Source organism: Shewanella sp. A22 (assembly GCF_053850585.1).
On sequence record NZ_JBSQBN010000001.1, the window covers coordinates 97,540 to 121,705 of the forward strand.

Consider the following 24,166-nt stretch of genomic DNA (forward strand, 5'->3'; position numbering starts at 1 on the left):
GAATGATGATAGATTTTTTTTGGAGCTTAGGTTCCTTTATTGTTGCATTAGGTATTTTAATAACAGCACACGAATATGGCCACTTTTGGGTTGCGCGTCGTTGTGGCGTTAAAGTTGAACGCTTCTCTATTGGTTTTGGTAAAGCCATCTGGCGCAAAATGGGTAAAGATGGTACCGAATACGTGGTCGCAATGATCCCGTTAGGTGGTTACGTTAAAATGCTTGATGAGCGGGTTGAAGACGTCCCTGCCGAGTTAGTCGACCAAGCTTTTAACCGTAAAACGGTATGGCAACGTATTGCGATTGTGTCAGCAGGCCCTATTGCTAATTTTATTTTTGCTATTGCAGCCTTGTATGTGATGTACCTGATAGGTACTCCATCGATTAAACCGGTTATTGACAGTACTAAGCTAGGGAGTCCTGCTAGTGTTATTCAGTTGGCTGAGCCACAACAAATTATGGCTGTATCAGGGCAGAAAGTACGCACTTGGGAAGAAGTAAACTTAGCCTTAGTTAGCCATATTGGTAACAACAGTATCGAGTTAACCTTAGCGCCATTGCCGACATTATCTGGCATGGATATGCCGACTAAAACGGTAACACTTGATACGAAAAATTGGGTATTTGATCCAGAAAAAGAATCACCAATCACCTCGCTGGGGTTAGGTATTTTCCGCCCAGGGATTGATCCCACTATTGCTGCTGTTAGTGTAGGCAGCGCTGCAGAAAAAGCAGGCATAAAAGTCGGTGATAAACTCGTCCAGATAAATGGTACTCAATACAGCGATTGGAATGAGTTTGTTGATGTGGTACAAAGCTCTGCCAACAAAAATATTAATATGACATTGATGCGCCAAGGTGAATCCATCAATGTTAATGTGGTGCCAAAAGCACAACAAAATCCTGATGGTAAAACTATTGGGATTGTCGGAATTAGTCCAACCCAAGCGCCATGGCCTGATAATATGCGCTTTGAGCTTGAGTATGGCATAGTAGATTCGGTTATCGCGGCAACAGACAAAACATGGCAACTTGTTGACGTCAGTTTTAAGATGATTGGAAAATTATTTACCGGCGATGTGTCGGTGAAAAACCTTAGTGGTCCTATTTCGATTGCACAAGGCGCAGGCGCCAGTGCAAGTTATGGCTTAGTGTACTTTCTAGGGTTTATCGCGCTCATCAGCGTTAACTTAGGCATTATTAACTTAATGCCTCTGCCAGTGCTCGATGGTGGACACTTGCTGTATTACTTTATAGAAGTGATTACTGGTAAGCCTGTACCCGAAAAGGTACAGGAAATAGGTTTCAGGTTTGGCGCAGCTTTGCTGCTAATGTTGATGGGCGTAGCCTTATTCAACGATTTTGCCCGACTCTGAGCAAGGACAGACAAATAATTAGAAGTGCTCTATGAGATTTAATAAAATTTTTGCCTCGATGTTATTCGTCGGCGCGTCTTTTTCAGGGAATGGTTGGGCAGAGTCTTTCCAACCTTTTGAAGTGACCGACATCCAAGTAGAAGGTTTGCAACGAGTTGCTCTCGGTGCAGCACTATTGAGTTTACCTGTGAAAGTAGGTGACACAATAGATGAACTTAAATTACAGCAAGCGATTAAGAGCCTTTATGGTTCAACCAATTTTGAAAACATTCGTGTCAGTCATGAAGACGGAATACTTTTTGTAACGGTTAAAGAGCGTCCGACTATCAGTGTTATCTCATTTGAAGGTAATAAAGATATTAAAGACGAACAGTTACAAGAAAGTCTTGATGGTTCTGGTGTTAAAATGGGCGAATCACTTGATAGAACCATGTTGTCAGGCATTGAGAAAGGCCTACAAGATTTCTATTATGGTGTGGGTAAATACGGTGCCAAAGTTGAAGCGCAAATCATCAACTTACCACGTAATCGTGTTGAGCTTAAATTTAAGTTTACTGAAGGGTTAGCTGCTGAAATCCGCCAAATAAACGTGGTGGGTAACACTGTGTTTAGTGATTCAGAGCTTATCAGCATGCTTGAGCTTAAAGATTATGTAGCATGGTGGGATTTATTTGGTGAACGTCGCTATCAAAAGCAGAAGTTACAAGCCGATTTAGAAACCATTAAAACCTATTACCACAACCAAGGGTATATTCGTTTTGAAGTGACCTCAACACAAGTGGCGATGACCCCAGACCGCAAAGGTTTGTACATCACCATTAATGTGAACGAAGGTGAAAAATACAAGGTCAAAGAAGTTAACTTAATGGGCGATCTTATGGGTCGTGAAGAGTTAATGAAGGCTATTTTGCCAATTAAAGCAGGCAATATGTACAACGGTGCTGATGTGACATTCACCGAAGAAATGTACAGTAAATACCTTGGTCGCTTTGGTTATGCTTATCCAGAAGTGAAAACCTACCCTGAAATTGATGATGAAAACAAAGAAGTTGTATTAAACATCAATGTCAAACCGGGTAAGCGTGTTTATGTTCGCTCAATTAACTTTACGGGTAATACTGTTACTAAAGATGAAGTTATGCGCCGCCAACTTAGACAAATGGAAGGTGCATGGTTAAATTCGGCTCAAGTTGAGCAATCTAAATTATACCTAAACCGTTTAGGTTACTTCGAAACCGTAGATGCTGAAACGATTCAAGTGCCAGGCAGCGACGATTTAGTTGATGTGGCCATCACAGTAAAAGAACAAGCATCTGGTTCATTTAACGCAGGTGTTGGTTATGGTACCGAATCAGGCGTGAGCTTGCAGTTTGGTGTTGAGCAAAATAACTTCCTTGGTACTGGTAATCAAGCGGGTATTAGCATCAATACTAACAAGTATTCTCGTAGTGCTAACTTGTCATATACCGATCCATTTTTTACTAAAGATGGCGTTAGTTTAGGTGGCAGTATTTACTGGAATGAGTTTGACGCAAACGAGGCAAACCTTGAACGATATAAGAATAAATCTTATGGCGTTGCATTAAATTCAGGGTTTCCGATCAACGAAGATAACCGTTTAAACGGTGGTATTGGTTATCGTCATAATACTATTTCAGAAATCTCTGCTTATGAACAAGCATTGCGTTTCTATAATGTGTATCGTGAAAGCGATGATGCCAACTCTGACCTAAGCTTTGATAACTTTGAGCTAAATGCAGGCTGGTATCGCAGTACTCTTAACCGCGGTACGTTCCCGACTGATGGTTCGTCACAACGTTTAAGCGGTAAAATGACAGTGCCAGGATCTGATTTACAGTATTTTAAAACAGATTTCGACACCAACTTTTACTTTCCTTTATCACGTCAGCATGGGTTTGTGTTTTTGGCACGTGCCCGTTTAGGTTATTCGAACGGTTATGGTAAATTTAACGACAACGATCAAATCTTGCCGTTCTGGGAAAACTATTATTCCGGTGGTAGCAGTTCGTTACGTGGCTTTAAGTCTAATTCAGTAGGCCCTAGGTCGTTCTATTTATACCGTGGTAGCGAGCCGTGTTCTCCAGATGTTTCGGGTGACGGTTGTAGCTTACCTGGTGAGCAGAATACCATTGAAGTTAGTCAAGGTCGTTCAATTGGTGGTAATGCCATTGCGACAGCAAGCTTCGAAATGATTGTTCCTACGCCATTTTTAGATGAAGCTTATACTAACTCAGTTCGTACAAGTTTCTTCGTTGATGCAGGTAACGTATGGGATACCGAGTTTGATTATGATTCTTACCGATATCTGCCAGCAGATCAGTTCTCTAAGTTAGAAGACTATAGCGATCCAGAACGCTTACGTGCCTCATGGGGTATGAGCGTACAGTGGTTATCTCCAATGGGTCCTATGGTGTTCAGTTTAGCTTGGCCACTGAAAGAATATGAAGATGACGAGACAGAGATTTTCTCGTTCAATATTGGCAAAACGTTCTAAAACAAATACACTCGGCAAGTTTTGCTGATAACAACAAGTTTAACAAGGAGTCTACTTTGAAAAAGATGGTAAATCGCGCATTAATTACATTGGCATTTTGTGCAACCCCTATGCTAGCTCAAGCGGAAAAACTCGCTGTAGTTGATATGGGTGAAGTGTTTGAGCAACTGCCACAGCGCGAACAAATTTCTAAATCATTAAAAGCTGAGTTTGGTGACCGTGTTGCTGAAGTCCAAAAAATGCAGGAAGAAATGCGTACTTTGGTTGAAAAGCAACAGCGTGATGGCGCCTTAATGAACGACACACAAAAGACTGAACTCGTGCGTAAAATGGAATCATTGAAATCTGAATTTCAGTTAAAAGGCAAAGCATTAGATGAAGACATGCGTCGTCGTCAAGGTGAAGAGCAAAACAAACTATTAGTTCAAGTTCAAAAAGCCATTAATACTATTGCTGCGAAAGAACAATATGACATGGTGCTACAACGTGGCGCGGTTATTTTTGTGAAGCCAGAAGCTGACATTAGCAGCAAAGTGGTAGAAGCCTTAAGCAAAGGCAAATAATAAGTATGCAGAAAGTGACTTTAAAAGAGCTTGGTCAATTGCTGGGCGCAACGATTAAAGGTGATGAAACGCTGGAAATTACAAGCGTGGCGACCCTTGAAGATGCAACCTCAGGCCAACTCTCTTTTCTAGCCAACAGTAAGTACCGTACTCAGCTTGAGGCAACTCAAGCGAGTGCGGTATTGCTGAGCGAAAAAGATGCAAATCATTATGATGGTAATGCCCTCATCGTTGCTGATCCATATGTTGGATTCGCTCGTGTGGCGCAGTTACTGGATAATACCCCTAATGAAGCACTGGGTATTCATCCTTCCGCACAAATAGCCCCATCAGCCATTCTTGGCGACGGTGTGGCTATTGGTGCAAATGCGGTGATTGGTGCCAAGGTTATTTTGGGTGAAAATGTTCAAATTGGTCCAGGCTGTGTCGTGAGTGAAACCAGTATTATTGGTTCAAATTCGCGTCTGTGGGCAAATGTGACGGTATACCATAATGTGCATATTGGCCATGATTGCATTATCCATTCAGGATCTGTGATTGGGTCCGATGGATTTGGTTATGCCAATGATCGTGGTAATTGGATCAAAATCCCCCAAACGGGCGGTGTTCGGATTGGTAACAATGTCGAAATTGGTGCATGTACTAGTATTGATCGTGGTGCATTATCCCATACCGAAATACATGATGGTGTGATTATCGATAACCAGGTACAAATTGCTCACAATGCTGTGATAGGCCAACATACTGCTATTGCAGGTGGATCGATTGTTGCTGGCAGTACGAGCATTGGAAAATACTGTATTATTGGCGGTAATAGCGCAGTAGCGGGTCACTTGACCATTGCTGACGGAGTACATGTCAGCGGCGGTACAAATGTCACTAGCCTTATCCGTTACAAAGGCGTGTATTCGTCGGCGACTGTTGCGATGGAAAATAAATTATGGCGTCGAAACACTGTACGTTTCCGTCAATTAGATGAGCTTTTTAATCGAGTTAAACATCTCGAAAAAAGTGCTAAAGGCACAGAATAATTGTAATTCTGCCTTATTTAAGGAATGTAGTGTGTCAAACCAACTAAACACCATGGATATTAAAGAGATCCTTCAATATCTACCTCATAGATATCCATTTTTGTTAATTGATCGTGTTTTAGATTTTACCGTAGGTGAGCAATTACATGCGATAAAGAATGTTACGATTAATGAACCTTTTTTTCAGGGACACTTCCCTATACAACCGGTTATGCCTGGCGTATTAATTTTAGAAGCAATGGCGCAAGCAACGGGTTTGCTTGCTTTTAAAACCATGAGTACTCAGCCATCTCCAGAGGTGTTGTATTATTTTGCTGGTATCGATAAAGCGCGTTTTAAACGCGTTGTTGAGCCGGGCGATCAAATACATTTTCACGTGAAAATGATTAAAGAGCGCCGTGGTATTGGTGTGTTTGTTGGTGAAGCTTTGGTTGATGGTGAATTGGTTTGTTCAGCAGAAATCATGTGCGCACGTAGAGAGATTAAAAAGTGATAGATAAATTAGCGTTTGTTCACCCAACAGCCAAAATTGGTCATAATGTCACTATTGGTCCTTGGACTTATATTGGTGAAAATGTTGAGGTTGGTGATGATACATGGATAAGTTCTCATGTCGTCGTGAAAGGCCCAACCGTTATTGGTAAAGGTAATCGTATTTTTCAATTCGCTTCAGTTGGCGAAGAGTGTCAAGACAAGAAGTACGCAGGCGAACAAACTCGCTTAGTTATTGGCGATAACAATATAATTCGTGAGTCAGTTACCATTCACCGTGGCACAACGCAAGATAAGGGTGAAACACGCATAGGCTCTAACTGCTTGTTGATGGCATATGTTCATATTGCCCACGATTGTGTTGTCGGTAACAACGTTATTATGGCTAATAACGCTTCTATTGCTGGTCATGTTCATATTGGTGATTGGGTTATTTTAGGTGGCATGACTGGTGTTCATCAATTTGTTCATATTGGCGATCACGCATTTACGGCGGGAGCATCGCTTATTCTACAAGATGTGCCTCCCTTTGTTATGGCAGCCGGTTCTCCCGCAGCGCCACGCGGCTTGAACCTTGAAGGCTTAAAACGTCGTGGATTTAGTAAAGCGGATCAACGTTCGATTTTAAATGCATATAAAGCGGTTTTCCGTAAGAGTTTAACCATTGAAGAAGCCAACGCGGAACTTATTGAAGTAGCCGAAAGTGACGTCAATGTAAAAGCATTTATGGCATTTATTAACCACTCAGCTCGTGGCATTATTCGATAGACGGAAACAATGACTCACACTTCCCCAAAAATATTTGCCATTGTCGCCGGAGAAATCTCCGGCGATATTTTAGGTGCTGGTTTAGTCCAATCGCTCAAACAACGCTATCCTGATGCGCGTTTTATTGGTATCGGTGGCCCACGTATGCAAGCTCTTGGGTTTGAAAGCTTATTCCCTATGGAAGAGTTGTCAGTTATGGGGTTAGTTGAGGTGTTATCGTGCCTCCCAAGACTGCTGCATATTCGGTCAAGCCTAGTGCAACAAATTACCGCATTAGCGCCAGACTGTTTTATTGGTATTGATGCGCCCGATTTTAATATTGGCCTTGAGCTTAAATTAAAAGCTAAAGGGATTAAAACGGTCCACTATGTCAGCCCGTCAGTATGGGCTTGGCGTCCCAAGCGAATATTTAAGATTGCTAAAGCGACAAATATGGTGTTGTCTTTATTGCCATTTGAAAAAGCGTTTTACGATACGCATCAAGTACCTTGTACCTTTGTAGGGCATACTCTGGCAGATGATATTCCTATGTGCAGTGATAAACTTGCCGCCCGAGAGCAATTAGGGTTAGATCCTAATGCTGAATACTTAGCCGTGTTGCCAGGGTCAAGAGGCGGAGAGTTAAAGCAATTGGCTGAACCGTTTGTCAAAGCGGCTTTGTTAGTTAAACAAACATTTCCAGACATTAAATTTGTTACCCCTGTAGTGAATGATGCTCGTCGACAGCAGTTTGTTGCCGCACTTGAAGCGTTTGCTCCTGATTTAGAAGTGACTATTGTTGAAGGCCAATCGCGTGAAGTTATGGCTGCTGCGGATTGTATTTTGTTAGCGTCGGGCACTGCGACATTAGAAGCCATGCTGGTTAAGCGACCTATGGTAGTGTCGTATCGTGTCAGTCCAATTACCTATGCAATAGCAATCCGTATGATGAAAATTAACAATTACTCGTTACCAAATTTATTAGCTAACGAAACCATCGTACCAGAACTTATGCAAGCTAATTGCCAGCCACAACTTATTGCTGATGCCGTTATCAAACAACTTAATCAAGATTTTTCCCCATTAAAAGCCCGCTTTGAACAATTGCACCAGCTGCTTAAGTGCAATGCTAGTGAGCGAGCTGCAGATGCTGTAGTGGCGCTTATTGAAACACCTTAGTGTCGTAGGATAAATAAATGACTTCTCTTAACGCATTACCCGTTGTGATAAAAAATATTACGCCTGAACAAGTTGCCATTATTTCACAAGGGGTTGTTGCTGGTGTTGATGAGGTTGGGCGTGGTCCGCTTATTGGTGATGTGGTTACCGCGGCGGTAATACTCGATCCTAGCAAGCCCATTGCTGGACTCAATGACTCTAAAAAACTCAGCGAAAAACGCCGTAATGCCTTATATCAAGACATTATGGAAAACGCGTTATCTGTCTGTGTCGGGCGTGCCAGTCCGGCAGAAATTGATGAGTTAAATATTTTGCATGCCACCATGCTAGCAATGCAACGTGCAGTAGCGGGCTTGTCTATTATGCCTGAACGGGTACTCGTTGATGGTAATCGGGTGCCGGATTTTGGTATTGCTAGTCATGCGATAATTAAAGGCGACGGCTTAGTGACAGCGATTAGTGCAGCATCCATTATTGCCAAAGTGACTCGTGATGCCGAGATGGATACGTTAGACAGTCAATATCCAGAGTATGGTTTTGCTCAGCATAAAGGCTACCCGACTAAAGCACATTTTGAAGCATTAACCCTACATGGTGTATTACCCGAGCATCGTAAAAGTTTTAAACCGGTTGCAGAGCGTTTACTCCAAGGCAAATAATAGATTAACAGACTTAGCCATTGGCGAAAGTGACTTAGTTTGGTAGTCTAAATTCCGCATTTTTCGTGTTATTACATTCATCTTTTTCGAAGAAAAAATAATCTATGTCCGATCCTCGTTTTGTTCATTTGCGCGTTCACAGTGATTTTTCAATGTCAGATGGCGTTGCCAAAGTCAAACCTATTATTGCCACGGCTGAAAGTCAGGGGATGGCAGCGATAGCGCTAACCGATCAAAACAATTTTTGTGGTTTAGTAAAGTTTTATGGTGGGTGTCATGGTGCAGGTATAAAGCCTATTGTAGGTGCCGACTTTTGGGTGCAAACTCCTGGTTTTGAAAAAGAATTTTGTGCTTTAACCATTATTGCGATGAACAATGAAGGTTACCAAAACCTCACTCAATTGATCAGTGAAGCCTATCTTCGAGGTCATGTTGATAACCGAGTTGTGATTGATCAAGATTGGTTAATCAAATTTAACACTGGTTTGATCATTATCTCGGGCGCGAAAGATGGCGATGTGGGTAAGGCCTTATTAAAAGGTAATCAACAGCAAGTCGAATCGTTGATTGCTTTTTATCAACAGCACTTTGAAGACCGCTATTATCTTGAGCTCATTCGTACAGGCCGAGCAGATGAAGAACGCTATTTACACATGGCAGTTGAGTTAGCATCAATAAAGGGTTTACCTGTTGTAGCAACTAACCAAGTGGTTTTTTTAAAGCAAGACGATTTTGAAGCCCATGAAATCCGTGTAGCTATTCACGATGGTTTTACATTAGCCGATCCTCGTCGTCCTAAAACATATAGCGATCAACAATACCTGCGTACCGAAGACGAGATGATCGCACTGTTTGCTGATATTCCGTCAGCGATCCAAAACTCCGTTGAAATTGCTAAACGTTGCAATGTTACCATCCGCTTACATGAATACTTTTTACCTAATTTCCCGACCGGCGATTTATCGATAGAAGACTTTTTAGTTGCCGCTTCAGAAAAAGGCTTAGAAGAACGTCTCGAATTTTTATTCCCAGACCCACAAGTTCGTCTTGAGAAACGGCCAGAGTATGATGAGCGCCTCGAGATTGAGCTTAAAGTTATTAACCAAATGGGGTTCCCTGGTTACTTCCTTATCGTGATGGAGTTTATTCAATGGGGTAAAGATAATGGTATCCCCGTCGGTCCTGGTCGAGGTTCTGGCGCCGGATCGTTAGTCGCTTATGCGCTTAAAATTACTGACTTAGACCCACTCGAATACGATTTACTGTTTGAACGTTTTTTGAACCCTGAACGTGTTTCCATGCCCGATTTTGACGTCGACTTTTGTATGGATCGTCGTGACGAGGTGATTGACCACGTAGCTGAACTTTATGGCCGAGAAGCGGTATCACAAATTATTACCTTTGGTACCATGGCAGCTAAAGCCGTGGTGCGTGATGTCGGCCGCGTATTGGGGCATCCTTACGGCTTTGTTGAACGTTTAACCAAATTAATCCCCGCAGAACCTGGGATGACATTGGCTAAAGCTTTTGAAGTTGAACCGGCGCTTCCTGAAGCCTATGACGGCGATGAAGACGTTAAAGAACTAATCGACATGTGCCGCCGCTTAGAAGGCGTGACACGTAACGCCGGTAAACATGCCGGTGGTGTGGTTATTGCACCAACACGAATTACCGATTTTGCACCGTTATACTGTGATGCAGAAGGTTTAAACCCCGTTACTCAGTTTGATAAAAATGACGTAGAAACGGCGGGTTTGGTTAAGTTTGATTTCTTGGGTTTACGTACCTTAACCATTATTGATTGGGCGTTGCAGATGATTAATCCGCGCCAAATTAAAGAAGGAAAAGAACCAGTACGTATCGAAGCCATTCCACTTGCTGATCCAGCTTGTTTTAGACTACTGCAGCGCTACGAAACCACCGCGGTATTCCAGCTGGAATCTCGTGGTATGAAAGACCTTATTAAACGTCTGCAACCTGACTGTTTTGAAGACATGATTGCATTGGTGGCACTTTTCCGCCCGGGGCCTTTGCAGTCAGGCATGGTTGACAACTTTATTGAGCGTAAGCATGGACGTGAAGAAGTGTCTTATCCAGACGCTCAGTACCAACATGAATCTTTAAAAGAATTGCTATCACCAACCTATGGCATCATTTTGTATCAAGAGCAGGTGATGCAAATTGCTCAGGTATTGTCAGGTTACACCCTAGGCGGCGCAGATATGCTGCGTCGTGCAATGGGTAAGAAAAAACCTGAAGAAATGGCCAAACAGCGTGGCACCTTTAAAGAGGGCGCAATTAATAACGGCATCGACGGCGACCTGTCGATGAAAATCTTCGATTTGGTAGAAAAATTTGCCGGTTACGGTTTTAACAAATCGCATTCAGCCGCTTATGCCCTAGTGTCGTATCAAACCTTGTGGTTGAAAACTCACTTCCCATCGCAGTTTATGGCCGCGGTAATGTCAGCCGACATGGATAACACCGATAAAATCGTCACCTTGGTTGATGAATGTGAACGCATGGGGCTACCGTTAATTCCGCCAGATGTGAACAAGGGCTTATTTAAGTTTACTGTCGATGACGATCTTAATATTGTTTACGGTATCGGTGCAATTAAAGGCGTGGGTGAAGGCCCCGTAGACTCAATTTTAGAAGCTCGTAATGACGGACCTTTTGTTGATTTATTCGACTTTTGTGCCCGTGTTGATTTGAAAAAACTCAACAAACGCGTCATTGAAAAACTGATTCTAGCAGGCGCTTTAGACACGTTAGGCCCGCACCGCGCCTCAATGATGGCCACTCTACCGGAGGCCATTAGCGCCGCTGCGCAACACGCAAAAGCAGAAGCCATTGGTCAGCATGATATGTTTGGTTTGCTCAACAGTGAACCAGAAGACAGTAAGCAAAACTTTGTACAATGTACCCCATGGCCGGATAAAATTTGGTTAGAAGGGGAGCGTGAAACCTTAGGGCTCTACTTAACGGGTCATCCCATTAATCAATATTTAAAAGAACTTAAGCAATACACTAATGGCCGCTTAAAAGACATTCATCCTACTGAGCGTGGTAAAACGGTGAAAGTTGCTGGATTAGTGGTCGCTACACGAGTGATGATCACCAAACGTGGATCAAAAATGGGCTTAGTCACGTTAGATGATAAAAGTGCCCGCTTAGAAGTCATGCTATTTACCGAACCGTTTGAAAAGTTTGGCCATATGCTTGAAAAAGATCGCATTCTTATTTGTGAAGGTGATGTCAGTTTTGATGATTTTTCTGGTGGCAATCGCATGAATGCGCGAAATATCATTGAAATAGGTGAAGCCCGTAGCCACTTTGCACGTGCCGTTGAAATTAATATTCATGCCAACGATATTACATCAGATTGGTTAGAAACCTTTGAACAAACACTGACGCCTTGGCGTAACGGTGCTGTTCCCGTAGTGATTCATTACTCAAAGCCTGAAGCAAGCGGTAAGCTCACTTTAGGGGATGAATGGCGGGTAAATCCAAGCGATGAGTTAATGCTATCGCTAGAAAGCATGCTCGGTTCCAATAACGTTAAAATTGTATTTAATTAACGGTAGGCGCTCAATATGACAGCAGAACAGCTAGTAAGCTTACTTGAACAGGCCATTCTGCCGATTTATCAACAGAAGCAAGCGCTAAGTCATGGCTTACCTAAGTTAGTACTGGCTTACAGTGGTGGGGTCGATTCTGAAGTACTTGCTTATGGGGTGAGTGCTTTTGCACAAAAATATCCACACATAGCGTGTTTATTGATCCATGTTCATCATGGCTTAAGTTTGAATGCGAATAACTGGGTTGAACATTGTATTCGTCGTGCTAATCATTACCAGTTACCGTTGCAAATTGAGCGTGTTAATGTAGAAAAAGGTCCGCGACAAAGTCTAGAAGCACAAGCCCGCGATGCCCGTTACCAAGCGTTTGATCGTTATCTAAACCCCGGTGATATTTTACTGACTGCGCATCATCAAGACGATCAACTAGAAACCCTATTATTAGCGCTAAAACGTGGCCAAGGCCCTAAAGGACTAGCTGCAATGGGGGCAATGCAAGTATACCAACAAGCTTGGCTAATGCGGCCATTGCTAGACATCAGCCGCGACCAGATAGAGCAATTTGCTGCACAAAAACAACTCCCTCATATTGAGGATGAAAGTAACCAAGACGACAGCTTCGATAGAAATTTTTTACGTCTTGATATCATTCCACGATTAAAGCAACGTTGGCCGAGTATCGCCACTACTGCTGCCCGCAGCGCCGCATTATGTGCTGAGCAGCAACAGGTTATCGATGACGAAGTCAGTCATCGCTTACCCCAATGGTTAGTATTACCAAGCGATGCAAAAGCATTAACAACCGAATCCACAGGTTTTGTATTAACCGGCTTCGCGCAATTAACGGCAGCGTGGCAAGCATTATTGTTTCGCGGGTATTTGAGTCATTGCGGTGTCAGTTTACCTTCGCAAGGGCAGTTGCAGCAGATTTTATCACAACTAGTGGCTGCTAAAGATGATGCAAATGTGTCGATTCAATGGAGCGATTATTATGTTAAGCGTTTCGCTGGCGTCGCTTATGTATTGTGTGGTCACGAGTTAGGTAATATTGATGCCAAAGGTGTTCAACAAGCATTTGATTCTCTGCTTAACAATGAACAGCTTGAGATGACGTGTAACATTGGACATAAGTTATTCACAGTAAGCGTGCAAACGGCGACCGATAACGCGCTATTACTCGCATTACCTCATGACAAAACCGTGAGCATACGTTTTGGCGCGGCGGGATCTATCAAATGTCAGCCTCAATTTGCCTCATCACAACGTCAAAAACCGCGTGAATTAAAAAAGCTGTGGCAAGAATGCAATATCCCACCTTGGCGTCGCCAGCAAATCCCATTGGTTTTTTATGATGACATACTCGTTGCCGCCATCGGATTATGGATAGACAAACGTTATTTAGCGCAAACAGGGCAGCAAGGGGTCAGTTTTCCGCTTTTTAAAACATCCTAGGGCCTGTATTAATATCTGGTCTTTATTGTTTGTTTCATGAGCAAAGCGTTTGCTTATTATCCCGTTACATTTTGCTGCTTTCCCTTTGTAAGCTTGCTGTTACAATGATTTTTCTAATTATTAACAAAGGATGTAGTCTGTGAATACTTTTCGTTTGTTGGCCGTGTTTGGTGTGTTTTTGCTACCAAGCGTAAATGCTACGCCATTTCAATTTGATCAAAAAACCTACCGTCAAGATGTACAAACCCTCGCGAGCGATGAGTTTGAAGGGCGTGGACCGTTATCTCATGGTGAAAAGCTGACAGTTGAGTATTTAGAAAGTGCATACAAAGCGATGGGACTTGCCCCTGGTTTTGGTGACAGTTATCGCCAAGCTGTGCCGATGGCTAAAATTACTGCCGATCAAACAATGCAGCTGACTATGGGTGATATAGTGTTTAATAACGGCACTGATTTCACCGCACGTACAGAGCAAGTGTTACCTCAAGTCAGTTTAGATAACAGCGATGTAGTGTTTGTTGGCTATGGTATTAATGCGCCAGAATATCAGTGGAATGACTACGCCAATGTCGATGTAAAAGGCAAAACAGTGATCATGCTGGTCAATGACCCAGGATTTGCCACCCAAGACCCAGCCATCTTTAAAGGCAATGCCATGACTTATTATGGGCGTTGGACTTACAAGTACGAAGAAGCAGCAAGGCAGGGCGCTAAAGCGGTGTTTATTGTGCATGAAACCGCACCAGCAGCTTATGGCTGGAACGTCGTAGAAAACAGCAACACCAATACTAAGTACACCTTAGTTGATGAACATAAAAACCAATCACACATTGGTGTTATGGGGTGGATTCAACATCAAACTGCACAAAAGGTGTTTCAGGCAGCTGGGCTAGATTATGACAAGGTAAAATTAACTGCGGCTAAGGCTGGCTTTAAGTCTATTCCTTTAAAGCTTAAAGCTAATCTAGCGGTGAAAAATACCATAGAATTAGCCACCTCATATAATGTCGCCGGGTTATTACCTGGTACCACTCAAGCCGATGAATGGGTGGTCATGCATGCCCACTGGGATCATTTAGGTAAAACTGTTCAAGATGGCAAGACCCGTATTTATAACGGTGCCGTTGACAATGCCTCCGGTGTTGCGGGGGTATTACAACTTGCTCGTCATTTTAAACAGCAAAACAAAGCACCAAAACGCTCTATTTTGTTTGCAACCTTTACCGCTGAAGAAACGGGCCTTATTGGCGCGCAATACTTTGCCGCCCATCCACCAGTACCGACCAAGCAATTGGTGTCATTTTTAAACATAGATGGCATGAACGTAGGCAAAGGCGTGGATTACATCTTGCGTTACGGCCAAGGCGTGTCAGAGCTTGAAAACTATTTAGATGATGCTACTAAAGCTCAAGGTCGTACGGTAAAAGCCGATCCTCGTCCACAAAATGGTTTAATGTTCCGTTCAGACCATTTTGCCTTAGCCCAACAAGGCGTACCCGGCTTAATGTTTATGAGCTTAGGTGACACCGACCCAGACTACATCGCCCATAAGTACCACCAAGCTGCCGATGACTACGATGCAAGCTGGGATTTAGGCGGGGTAGAGCAAGACTTAGCCTTAATCAGCGATATTATTGAAAAGCTAGCCAACAACAACGACTGGCCAAAATGGCTTGAAGATTCAGACTTTAAAAAGCGTCGAGCACAAGACGGTAAATAACCGTAGTATATTTTTATTTGAAATGGCCTACGGCCACTAAGGTCGTGGCGCTTCGCCCACACCAGACTATTTCAAACTTCGTTTGAATTGAGATCGCAAGGTTCCACCCTGCACTGGCCAAGAGGGGATCAACAGCAATCCCCTCTTGGATCACCCCTGCCGTTCCGGCAACATTTTCAAACAGCGAAAAAGTCGCGACGGAAATTGATCCAGCTTTTGGCTTCGTTTGAATTCTGCCTCGGCCACCTTTTTATGGTAAAGAATGAAAATGCTAACGCTTCCGATGGGGCGTCCCTTCCCCGCGAAAGCTAGCCTGACATCCATGTCATGCTCACGCTATTTTCTTCAGCGTCCTCAAGTTCAAAGTTGAATCACACCAATTGCATGCAAGATAAAAATATGAACATCTAACGATATAGGTTATTAAAACACCCTAATTGGACTGATGTTCAGCGTTAAAGACTATATTGTGCTGGTGGAAGATTCCGGGCGAATTATTCGAGAAGATAAACGCGGTGCAATTAGCTCAACTAGCCAAGATATTCTCAATAGACTCAATATTTCAGCTAAAAACTGGCTAAAAATCACTACTGAGTTTAGTTTATTATTCAAAGGTGCAGTAGGGTCTTTACCTGCATTAACGGAATATTGCCAACATCTAGAGCGAAAGCGACGACAAGGTGCATCAAACTGCCAACGCTGGTTGTGTGCTTAAGGCTTAATTTCAAAACTAGAACTAACACTAAAAAAGAACCTGATTGCCAGCTTGATATCAATCAAGCCACTAGTGCTGTGTTGGATTTGCCACCTTGCTCACCACTTTCCATCTAGCGCTCAGTTTGTTGATAATTCCCATTCAATTTATACATTTGAATAGTGCAGAAGGTTATCGCAATTAAACTTAAAAGCAGTTATGTAAATTATCATAAAAATGGTTGATATTGTTAATTGTTTAATAATAAAATTTCAGTTAAATAGCATGGAAAAGCAAATAAGATTAAGGATAATATGCAATCATGAAATATTTTGTATTCTTGACGTTAGCAGTAATAACTTCTTTTCTATGTGGTTACTTTATGTCAAGCATATCCCCCAATATTAGCAAGAATGAATCACCGAGATCAGAGGAAATAACACCGCACAAAAACATGAAAGTAGAACCAAAAATAGAGGTTCCCGATTCAAAGCAAAACTCTTTAGACACTTCAATATTTAGTTTTCCTCAATTTATATACAGCGATTTAGAAGATAAGGGCTTTGTACCTGAAAAAATCAATTTAACGCAATGGCATGAATTCAAGAAAATAGTATCCTTTGAATTAATTTATAACCTAAAGTTAGAAAATGGCTTGCTCTTTTCTGAATACGCGATAGCAAAAAACGAATTCTCACTGATTGGGTCATTTATCGACGCCGGGATAAATTTGAATCAAAAGAATGAAAAAGGAATTCTACCTATAGTTCAGGCAGCACAATATTCTAGCTTTGATTTTTTTATTTATTTAATTCAAATTGGGGTCGAGATTCCTTTGGGGTTTGATGAGAATCCCAATAACAATATTATGAAAGCGGCTTCTCACAACAAAAGCATAGAAGACAGGAACAAAATATTAGACTACCTTACTAATATCAACATAGGATTTAACTCAGACTACGACCAATTCATATCTACAATGTCACTCAACTCTCATTTAGAAAAAAATAAAAACTTCCTTTCACAAATATCAACCATTGAAGAGAATGGCAAGAAACTTAATATTCTTGAGTTAATGATAAAGAATGGAGCCTCTGATGAATTAATTGCATCAATTTCCGAAAATGTTATAAAAGAATTATGCTCTGCTGAGCGTCTTTTTAGTGCACTTCATGCACTTGCATTAAATAAAGATGTGTCTGAAGAAAATATACTTCGAATACTAAGAAATTGTGAAAATATTAATCAAAAAGGTTTTTCCGGAGTAACTCCATTAATGTATGCGGTAAAATTTCGACACTTAGCATATATAGATTTGTTATTAAAAAATGGTGCTGATATCTCTATTGCAGATAAAAATGGGAATATGGCTTTGGACTATATTAACCAGTCAAAGTTACCTTTGACAGAATCAGAATATAATTTTTTGACGGTTAAATTAAAAGGAAATTAAATGAACACACAAATGGAATTAATTACACATGAAGAATATCTGTTTAAAAGCAGACGAAAGTTTATTAAGCAAACTGCTACGATTGCTGCCATATCAACACTACCTTTAACCCTTACGTATAGTAAAGACGCAAAAGCTTGGATCGATATAATTGTAACGGTTGTTGCTTCCATAGTTTCTGGAGTTGTTACTTATTATATAACCACCCGTGAAGGTGGCGATGTAACAATTGACGAAAATGGTAGGCGAGTACGAGTTTGGATAAATCAAGATTATTGTGTGAATTGTGCAGTTTGTGAAGGAATAGCTGGTAGCGGGGCGCGGCTTGAAGTAATTAAAGAAGTATGCCCTGTAGATGCAGTGGAGTGGAAATATGAATAACTCCAAAATTATTTTGATTGCTACCATAGCAGGTCTTTTGGGGGCATTTACACTCTATTCTATGCAAGTGATTTTCGCTGATTCTTCATTTCGAACCACTAATTCCGACGGAAGAAGAGTTCTTGTGTGGCTTGATCAAGTTGAGTGCGACAAGAAAGGCAATTGTAGTAAATGCATTCAGGATCTCACGGAAAACAGAAAAATAGAACACTTGAAAGAGGTATGCCCAAACAGGGCATTACAATGGAAATATGAGTGAGAAGTTGTAGTCAATTTTACTTTTGGCTGCCTCGTCTCAATTGGAAGAGTGTTTGTTAGTACAGGTAGCTTATAAATTGTTCTGCGAAATTAACTATGTCACCCATACTTTTAATTCACCGCTGTTTATGCGAAGCGTTATAAGTTCATGGAGTAATATGGCAACAATAGAACAAGTTTTTACAAAGAACAGAAGATACTCTTACAACCGCAAAACATGGGTATGAAGATTTGATATCTGTAGACAGAGCAAGAAGGTTTTCTGGGTTACGCAATTTAATTGTGTTCGGGCGTTCTGTGACTTTCGTGCTACAAAATTTAAGATCTACTGTTGATAAAAAACGGTTTGATGATTGGTATGAACCTCAATATCATAAAAATGGGTGGCACGATAATATTCGTAACCGAATAGTGCATTTAGGCTCATCTGTACCTGCACATGAAACAATGGCTGGGGTACATCGAGTCTCATCATTATGTAAAAGATGGCTTTTAGGTACATATCAAGGCGCGGTAAAGGCTAAGCAACTTGATTATTATTTAGATGAGTTTACATTTCGCTTCAACAGAAGAAAGTCAGATTCTCGGGGATTATTATTCTACAGGCTGCTTGAACAAGCAGTGCGTTCTAAGCCGATAACGTACCAATCAATTAAAGATCGATAACCACAATATATAGTGGTTGGTTGTGCTAAGTGGATAGCCCTTATATAAATACAGTGTATTGGTAAGGTAACGGTTATGGGGCAATTAACATTTTTGGAGGCTATACGGACAGAGATCAGGGTACGCCATTACAGCTATCAAACAGAAAAATCCTACCTCTATTGGAACCGCTATTTCATTCGACATTGCAATATTCGTCATGGCGCTGATATAACCCCCGCTTTGATTGAACAATTTCTCTGTTTTTTAGCAGTGGAGTGCGAAGTGTCGGCGAGCACCCAGAAACAGGCCCTATGTGCCATTGTATTTGCTTGTCGCCATGTGTTAAAAATTGAGCCCAATGAGTTACAATTTCCCTATGCAAAAGCCCCTAAACGAATACCGCAGGTATTGTCTAACGAAGAAGCAAAACTGATCATCAGCAATTTGTCAGGCTACCACTATTTAATTGGTGCCATCCTATTTGGCTCAGGGCTAAGATTAAAGGAAGCCTTAAAACTTAGGGTAAAAGATATTGATCTAACCACTAAATCTATCTTTGTGTACCGAGGTAAAGGGCAGAAAGATCGAGTTTGTATGCTACCTAACGGATTGATTGATGTTCTAAAGTCACAAATGAAACAGGTAAAAAAGCTCCACGAGGCGGATTTGTCAGATGGCTTTGGACTTGCTTCATTGCCCATCTCTCTCATCAGAAAATACCGCAGTAACGCCTCTAAGTTTCATTGGCAATATATCTTTCCTGCTAGCCGCCGTTGTATGCACCCAAGTGACAACTATGTGTGCAGACACCATATTCATCCAACGGCTTTTTCACGTGCATTAAGGCAAGCTACCCAAGTTACTAGGGCCTTATCTTTTGCTTTCCACATTAGTAAATATAAGGCAAACACAGAAACACAAAGTTCGAATGAGTAATTGTTCTAAATCATAATGTGGCAATAACTGCTTAGAGTGGTCACTCTAAGCAGTACCTGGACAAAAATGAGCTGGGCTGAAACTCAGTAATACAAGCTTACCATGGCGTTGGCGTAACCTGTTGACTTAAAAGACTACATACACTCAAAATCTAACAATGGGTGTCACCGTTAATTCTGAGAATCATATGTCATTGTAGTCAAACCACTTATGGCAACATCCCTTTTTATTACATATTCCTGACAATTAGTTTATCCCGACACTTCTACGTCTTTTGCTACTTGCTCTTGTCCGCGCTTTGTGACCAATACACCTGTCAGGATACACAAAATGCCAAATAATTGAGTGAGTTCTGCACCATTGCTGATAGCATCCCAAACAACCCCTGTCAGCAACTGACCTCCAATAACGAGTAATGCAGTCAGTGTTGCCCCGAGTTTTGACAGCACATAACTGTTAAGGACGACAAACAAAGCGCCTATAACACCACCGAGCCAGGCAGTCACAGGAGCGTCCATGATGGTTTTAACCGGAACAGAAGATGTAAAATATACGATAAAACTAAGAAAAATAAACCCTACAACATGATTCCAAAGTGATGCATTAAATGCACTGCTATCCTGACTAAGTCTTCCATTAAGAATTCGGCAAAAACTGATACAACAACCATTCAATAGGGCAAGTAGAATTACCATCGTCATTATCATCCCCTCCCGAACAATGTTATTAAGCAACCTGTTACCATCAGCAATAAGGCTATACCATCATGAATACTCATTGAGCGTTTGGTTAAACCGAACAGGCCCAGAGTATCGCTGACAAGTCCAAACAGTACTTGTCCAGCCATGATTAATGCGATTGAGCCAGACAAACCCAGTGAACTGTTAACCGTAATAGCAGCCAAAATCACAGTGAAAGCGCCTGGTATCCCACCCAAATAGGCCCAAATGGGGGTTCCATATTTGGGTAATAAAGATATTTTTTCCCCAACAAAGGCACTGACTACCATTAACACAATAAGGGAAACAACAGCACCAACCCCGTGTGCAACCCAGGATGCAAGCAAGGGAGAGCTAAAGAATGCCATTTTGCTATTGAGTGCTATCATACTGGCGAGCGTTATCCCCCCCGCAAGGGCCAAAGACAAATTAACTGGTTGAGCTTTCATACAATATTCCAACGACTTTCTGTTGGAATACAATATATAGGGTTTCCTTTAGGTTGATAATCTATTATATTTTGAATACTTTGTTTCCTTCAGGTAAACAGTAAAAGATGGATACATTTTCAACCATTCCTATATTCACTGCCGTTGTCGAACAGGGCAGCTTTTCGGAAGCGAGCCGCAAGCTCGATATAACCAAATCAGCTGTAAGCAAACAAATTAGCGCGCTGGAGACTCATCTGGGTGTAAAGCTTATTCAGCGGACGACTCGAAAACTAAGCTTGACTGAGGCGGGAGAGCAATATTACAGCTACATCCACAAAGCTAAGTCATTGGTTAATGAAGGTGAGGACGCTATTAGTAGCCTTCAGGGCATCCCCAAAGGGCACCTAAAAGTGAGTATCCCAATGGTTTTTGGCCAGCTTCATATCGCACCTTTGCTAAGTGAATTCTTACGTCTTTTTCCTGATATAAAGCTAACTGTGTCGATGGATGACAGAATCGTAGATCTAGTTGAAGAGCGGTTAGATATGGTAATAAGGATCGGTGCCTTGTCTGATTCAAACTTAGTTGCACGTAAGTTGTCACCGTGTCGCAGTGTGCTCTGCGCATCCCCGAGATACTTTGAGAAGTACGATAAACCCCAAACACTTAATGCTTTAAAGCAACATAATTGTTTATTTTATTCATATTTCAGAGCTGGCGTTGAGTGGACATTTGAGGGGCCTAATGGCCCTGAACGTATCAAACCTGAAGGCAATATCCATGTGAATAACAGCGAGGTTCTTAAGCAACTTATACTCGATGACGTTGGTATCTGCCAGATGCCTCTGTTTCTTGTTGAACCAGAGCTGACTAGCGGCTCTCTGGTGACTATTTTGGAACAATATCGCCTACCGGAGCACGGCATATACGCTGTCTACCCCCAACGAGCATTTATTCCAGCAAAGCTTAGAGTATTCCTTGATTATTTGCAGCGAAAATTGAGTCAGAAAAGTCAATTTTGGTAATAATATTGAATCTCCTAAATCATAGAATTGCATTAATAAAAACATTTCCACAGATATATTCAATGGTGAGCCGTAATGCACATTTAGGAAATCAGCGAGCTATAATGCATGCCTACATTCTGTAACGTCACATTAGCTCTGATATCTTAAACCAGTATTAACAGCCTAATTAATAAGTTTCAATTCTAACTGAAAAAGGGGCAGAAATGTGTTAGTCCTTAACCGGCTTCCTCACCAAAATCGCCAAAAAATATCAAACTATATTATAAATGATCAAACACTATTAAGAATTATCAAACTTTAATATAAACGCACACTTCTTTGTTAACCAGACAAATTGGAGTTTAACACTAGCTTGGGACGTACCATCTTAATTATCGTTTTACGATTTAATTCAACACGAACTGTTTGCATTGAAAAATGGTCAAAAAATAATTAGATAGTTTTTAGTTCTTAGGTGAACAGACGGCTGATGCTGAAATTTTTTCGTGAATGGCAATAAGGACTGTCCATATAACACCACAAGTGTCAATATGTAGTTATGAAAATTTAATCGTTTTTATTAAATGCAGTCGTTGATTACCCTACAAATTTTGACGAATTTGTTGATTTGTTTCATGATGAACAATCTTACATCCGCTATCTTTAAGCATTTCGTTGGCCAAACGGATTCATTTTTCTAGGCTGTTCAAGCCATCAAGAGCCTTATCAGTTAAGTAATGGCAAGTTAAAATGTCATGCTTACCGTTCTCAGTGTTCAGTAACATCAAGTACACTTTTTTACAAAACAAGACCCCCCATGAAAAGAACTGCCGTCTTGGAGCAAGAATCAAAGCAAGGTAGCTGAGCGCATTGCTGGTAAGCAAATTGGGCAATATCCAACTGGACAAGTTGTTCTGACAGAACAGAGCGACTTAGCTGTATAAAACTCGTGCGCCTAGCCGTTTTTTTGAAGGATGTCTGCATCGAAGAATTGCATATACTGTTTTTAAGGAGTTAATCGTCATCGGCTTTATTTATTGGTCATGGTAGATTGTTTGGTGACAATTATCAGAACATAAATAAGTTTTTTATAACTAAAACATATAGTTACAGCTAAGCACCCTGTCTATGAGAAACGTTTGGTCGAAAATGTATGTTAAAGAATTAGTCTCGAATTTAACTCCGACTGAGCATAGGCTTCAGCAGTTGCTTCGCGGTGTTCTGGCAGTTTAGTGTCTCTGATTAGGGTTCAGTAAGACTGATTGATTCGCTATTAATTTATATAAATGATTAATATAAATATTATGCACAGGGAGTCTACCATAATGGTTAATTAACAAAAAACCACTTACTCGGGTGTATTTAGCAAGAAAGTCTATATCTAATTTATCGTAATGCCAATTTGTGCAGGATTATCTATTTCCATTGGGGGCGGACAAGTTTAGATGTTTGGGATCTGGCTTTCTTAGGTGTGTCACCAATGGATGGTCAATTACACGAAGCTGGGCTAACACTAATTGCGCAACCTCTCGTGCACCTAATTCATTTAAATGGGTATTGTCAGTGACACCATTAGGGTAATTAGGATGAACATTAGCAGCTAGATGCATAAATCGCATCGCTGAACCTGCATCTTCTAAAGATTGAAAATACTCTTGGGTTACTCGCTCCATATCAATAAAATCAACTAATGTCTCTTTTGCTACTCTTCTGACTAAATCGGCATAAATAGGATGAGTATCTTTTATTTTTCCTTGCTCATCAAAATAGCGCCGAGTAATAGGTGTCATCAACAGCGGAATACCCCGGCGTTCTCGAACATCGTTGATAAACTGGGTCAGGTTAGTGACAAATTCATCAGGTGGCGTATATCTATCTAGTTTGTGTTTTGATTGGTCGTTATGCCCAAATTGAATAATGACAATATCATTGATTTTAAGTTGCTCAATTACGCCTTGCCAGCGCAGCTCACTAATAAAGGTACGAGTACTTCTACCATTTTTAGCCCGATTATCCACCACGATGGTGCCATCAAAAAAAGTGCTAAACGGCATTCCCCAGCCAGTTTCTGGGTAATCTTTCATCTCTTTTATCGACATGGTTGAATCACCTACCATGTAAACATGCATTGGCTGCTCATTAGCAAATACTGTCATCGAACTCAAAAGCAACATACCTCGCAATAAATTTTTTACATATTCCATAGTGCCTCCTACTGCGCAAGGTCGTACAAAAAACATCTACCGGCTTGGCGTTACAGTCCTTTAAGTGGTGCTTCTCTAGTCAAATTTCGCGCCTATCGCCAGCGGCTAATTCTTCTATTT

At 41.4% G+C, this 24,166-nt stretch carries 18 protein-coding genes and 3 pseudogenes; 18 read left to right on the plus strand and 3 right to left on the minus strand.

Annotated features, from left to right (window positions below; all coding sequences use genetic code 11):
- The first annotated feature begins 5 nt into the window (after positions 1-5).
- From rseP to ACWXWT_RS00485, 16 genes and pseudogenes are all read left to right on the plus strand, one after another.
- Positions 6-1,376 (plus strand): sigma E protease regulator RseP, encoded by a 1,371-nt coding sequence (gene rseP, locus ACWXWT_RS00410; RefSeq protein WP_456039680.1) that lies wholly within the window; start codon positions 6-8, stop codon positions 1,374-1,376.
- Positions 1,377-1,407: 31 nt separating this feature from the next.
- Positions 1,408-3,891, plus strand: a complete 2,484-nt coding sequence (gene bamA / locus ACWXWT_RS00415; protein ID WP_456039641.1) for an outer membrane protein assembly factor BamA — start codon at positions 1,408-1,410, stop codon at positions 3,889-3,891.
- Positions 3,892-3,956: 65 nt separating this feature from the next.
- Positions 3,957-4,454, plus strand: a complete 498-nt coding sequence (locus tag ACWXWT_RS00420; protein WP_456039681.1) for an OmpH family outer membrane protein — start codon at positions 3,957-3,959, stop codon at positions 4,452-4,454.
- 5 nt (positions 4,455-4,459) lie between these two features.
- Positions 4,460-5,485, plus strand: coding sequence for a UDP-3-O-(3-hydroxymyristoyl)glucosamine N-acyltransferase (gene lpxD, locus ACWXWT_RS00425; RefSeq protein ID WP_456039642.1), 1,026 nt, complete (start codon positions 4,460-4,462; stop codon positions 5,483-5,485).
- Positions 5,486-5,516: 31 nt separating this feature from the next.
- Positions 5,517-5,978, plus strand: coding sequence for a 3-hydroxyacyl-ACP dehydratase FabZ (gene fabZ / locus ACWXWT_RS00430; RefSeq protein ID WP_456039643.1), 462 nt, complete (start codon positions 5,517-5,519; stop codon positions 5,976-5,978).
- Positions 5,975-6,745: an acyl-ACP--UDP-N-acetylglucosamine O-acyltransferase gene (lpxA, locus tag ACWXWT_RS00435; RefSeq protein WP_456039644.1), complete on the plus strand. Its 771-nt coding sequence runs from the start codon at positions 5,975-5,977 to the stop codon at positions 6,743-6,745. Before fabZ ends, lpxA begins: the two co-directional genes overlap by 4 nt.
- A gap of 9 nt (positions 6,746-6,754) precedes the next feature.
- Positions 6,755-7,903, plus strand: a complete 1,149-nt coding sequence (lpxB, locus tag ACWXWT_RS00440; RefSeq protein ID WP_456039645.1) for a lipid-A-disaccharide synthase — start codon at positions 6,755-6,757, stop codon at positions 7,901-7,903.
- A gap of 17 nt (positions 7,904-7,920) precedes the next feature.
- Positions 7,921-8,562 carry a ribonuclease HII gene (rnhB, locus tag ACWXWT_RS00445; RefSeq protein ID WP_456039646.1) on the plus strand — a complete coding sequence of 214 codons (642 nt, stop codon included), beginning with the start codon at positions 7,921-7,923 and terminating at the stop codon, positions 8,560-8,562.
- A gap of 104 nt (positions 8,563-8,666) precedes the next feature.
- Entirely contained in the window at positions 8,667-12,143 is a 3,477-nt protein-coding gene (gene dnaE / locus ACWXWT_RS00450; RefSeq protein WP_456039647.1) for a DNA polymerase III subunit alpha, read from the plus strand.
- Positions 12,144-12,158: 15 nt separating this feature from the next.
- A complete protein-coding gene (gene tilS / locus ACWXWT_RS00455; protein WP_456039648.1) occupies positions 12,159-13,595 on the plus strand; it encodes a tRNA lysidine(34) synthetase TilS in 1,437 nt (478 codons plus the stop codon).
- Between the two features lie 172 nt (positions 13,596-13,767).
- Entirely contained in the window at positions 13,768-15,315 is a 1,548-nt protein-coding gene (locus ACWXWT_RS00460) for a M28 family metallopeptidase (protein WP_456039682.1), read from the plus strand.
- Between the two features lie 439 nt (positions 15,316-15,754).
- Positions 15,755-16,030, plus strand: a pseudogene (locus tag ACWXWT_RS00465) (transposase); the annotation flags it as partial.
- A 301-nt stretch (positions 16,031-16,331) separates the two neighbouring features.
- Entirely contained in the window at positions 16,332-17,462 is a 1,131-nt protein-coding gene (locus ACWXWT_RS00470; RefSeq protein ID WP_456039649.1) for an ankyrin repeat domain-containing protein, read from the plus strand.
- Positions 17,463-17,843 carry a hypothetical protein gene (locus tag ACWXWT_RS00475; RefSeq protein WP_456039650.1) on the plus strand — a complete coding sequence of 127 codons (381 nt, stop codon included), beginning with the start codon at positions 17,463-17,465 and terminating at the stop codon, positions 17,841-17,843. It abuts the gene before it with no gap.
- 654 nt (positions 17,844-18,497) lie between these two features.
- Positions 18,498-18,767: pseudogene (locus ACWXWT_RS00480) on the plus strand (transposase); the annotation flags it as partial.
- Between the two features lie 75 nt (positions 18,768-18,842).
- Positions 18,843-19,685: a phage integrase N-terminal SAM-like domain-containing protein gene (locus tag ACWXWT_RS00485; RefSeq protein WP_456039651.1), complete on the plus strand. Its 843-nt coding sequence runs from the start codon at positions 18,843-18,845 to the stop codon at positions 19,683-19,685.
- A gap of 251 nt (positions 19,686-19,936) precedes the next feature.
- Here ACWXWT_RS00485 and ACWXWT_RS00490 read toward each other — a convergent pair whose 3' ends face one another.
- Entirely contained in the window at positions 19,937-20,386 is a 450-nt protein-coding gene (locus ACWXWT_RS00490) for a DMT family transporter (protein ID WP_456039652.1), read from the minus strand.
- Between the two features lie 2 nt (positions 20,387-20,388).
- On the minus strand, positions 20,389-20,853 hold the full coding sequence (locus ACWXWT_RS00495; RefSeq protein WP_456039653.1) for a DMT family transporter: 465 nt from the start codon (positions 20,851-20,853) through the stop codon (positions 20,389-20,391).
- Between the two features lie 107 nt (positions 20,854-20,960).
- Between ACWXWT_RS00495 and ACWXWT_RS00500 the strand changes: the two genes are divergently transcribed.
- Together ACWXWT_RS00500 and ACWXWT_RS00505 are read left to right on the plus strand one after the other, a co-directional pair.
- On the plus strand, positions 20,961-21,860 hold the full coding sequence (locus ACWXWT_RS00500) for a LysR family transcriptional regulator (protein ID WP_456039654.1): 900 nt from the start codon (positions 20,961-20,963) through the stop codon (positions 21,858-21,860).
- Positions 21,861-22,413: 553 nt separating this feature from the next.
- Positions 22,414-22,665, plus strand: a pseudogene (locus ACWXWT_RS00505) (IS1595 family transposase); the annotation flags it as partial.
- A gap of 589 nt (positions 22,666-23,254) precedes the next feature.
- Here the strand turns inward: ACWXWT_RS00505 and ACWXWT_RS00510 are convergent.
- Positions 23,255-24,046 carry a rhamnogalacturonan acetylesterase gene (locus ACWXWT_RS00510; RefSeq protein ID WP_456039655.1) on the minus strand — a complete coding sequence of 264 codons (792 nt, stop codon included), beginning with the start codon at positions 24,044-24,046 and terminating at the stop codon, positions 23,255-23,257.
- Positions 24,047-24,166: the final 120 nt, after the last annotated feature.

Excerpts from the sequence above, each read along its gene's own strand:
- ACWXWT_RS00485 (WP_456039651.1), top strand. The coding sequence starts at position 18,843 with ATGGGGCAATTAACATTTTTGGAGGCTATACGGACAGAGATCAGGGTA.
- lpxD (WP_456039642.1), top strand. The coding sequence starts at position 4,460 with ATGCAGAAAGTGACTTTAAAAGAGCTTGGTCAATTGCTGGGCGCAACG.
- lpxB (WP_456039645.1), top strand. The coding sequence starts at position 6,755 with ATGACTCACACTTCCCCAAAAATATTTGCCATTGTCGCCGGAGAAATC.
- ACWXWT_RS00510 (WP_456039655.1), bottom strand. The coding sequence starts at position 24,046 with ATGGAATATGTAAAAAATTTATTGCGAGGTATGTTGCTTTTGAGTTCG.
- dnaE (WP_456039647.1), top strand. The coding sequence starts at position 8,667 with ATGTCCGATCCTCGTTTTGTTCATTTGCGCGTTCACAGTGATTTTTCA.
- bamA (WP_456039641.1), top strand. The coding sequence starts at position 1,408 with ATGAGATTTAATAAAATTTTTGCCTCGATGTTATTCGTCGGCGCGTCT.
- ACWXWT_RS00420 (WP_456039681.1), top strand. The coding sequence starts at position 3,957 with ATGGTAAATCGCGCATTAATTACATTGGCATTTTGTGCAACCCCTATG.
- ACWXWT_RS00490 (WP_456039652.1), bottom strand. The coding sequence starts at position 20,386 with ATGACGATGGTAATTCTACTTGCCCTATTGAATGGTTGTTGTATCAGT.
- ACWXWT_RS00475 (WP_456039650.1), top strand. The coding sequence starts at position 17,463 with ATGAACACACAAATGGAATTAATTACACATGAAGAATATCTGTTTAAA.
- rnhB (WP_456039646.1), top strand. The coding sequence starts at position 7,921 with ATGACTTCTCTTAACGCATTACCCGTTGTGATAAAAAATATTACGCCT.
- ACWXWT_RS00470 (WP_456039649.1), top strand. The coding sequence starts at position 16,332 with ATGAAATATTTTGTATTCTTGACGTTAGCAGTAATAACTTCTTTTCTA.
- ACWXWT_RS00495 (WP_456039653.1), bottom strand. The coding sequence starts at position 20,853 with ATGAAAGCTCAACCAGTTAATTTGTCTTTGGCCCTTGCGGGGGGGATA.
- ACWXWT_RS00500 (WP_456039654.1), top strand. The coding sequence starts at position 20,961 with ATGGATACATTTTCAACCATTCCTATATTCACTGCCGTTGTCGAACAG.
- rseP (WP_456039680.1), top strand. The coding sequence starts at position 6 with ATGATAGATTTTTTTTGGAGCTTAGGTTCCTTTATTGTTGCATTAGGT.
- tilS (WP_456039648.1), top strand. The coding sequence starts at position 12,159 with ATGACAGCAGAACAGCTAGTAAGCTTACTTGAACAGGCCATTCTGCCG.